1 protein-coding gene is annotated in these 515 nt (G+C 70.3%); it reads left to right on the top strand.

Going from position 1 to position 515, the window contains the following annotated elements:
- Positions 1–507 (top strand): TolC family protein (locus tag G3436_RS26925; RefSeq protein WP_163951405.1); only part of this gene is annotated, 507 nt, incomplete at its 5' end.
- Between the last annotated feature and the right edge of the window lie 8 nt (positions 508–515).

Below are 515 nucleotides of genomic sequence, written 5' to 3' on the forward strand. Positions count from 1 at the left end.
AGCCTGGCGGCGGCCACCGCGAGCATCGGCGTGGCCACCGGGCAGTTGTACCCGGACATCAGTATCGGTGCGCAGGTGGGCACCATCGGTATCCTGGACAACCTCGGCCAACCGGCCACCAACCGCTGGGGCTTTGGCCCGCTGTTGAGCTGGAGCGTGCCGACCAACGGCTCACGGGCGCGCATTCGCCAGGCCGAGGCATCGACCCAGGCGGCGCTGGCGCAGTTCGACGGGGTGGTGCTCAACGCCATCCGCGAGACCCAGACCAGCCTGGCCCAGTACAGCGCGCTGCTCGAGCGGCGCGATGCACTGGCCGAGGCCGAGCGTTCGGCGCAGTTGGCGGCCGACCAGACGCACCGGTTCTTCAAGGCCGGGCGCGAATCGTTCCTGGCGGACCTGCAGGCCACGCGAAGCTACACCGATATGCGTGCGCAACTGGCGGCGGCCAACACCCAGGTGGCGGTGGGGCAGATCGGCCTGTTCCTGGCCCTGGGCGGCGGCTGGTAGGGCCTCTT

It is taken from the genome of Pseudomonas brassicae, from assembly GCF_010671725.1.
In the GTDB taxonomy this organism is placed as follows: Bacteria; Pseudomonadota; Gammaproteobacteria; order Pseudomonadales; family Pseudomonadaceae; genus Aquipseudomonas; species Aquipseudomonas brassicae.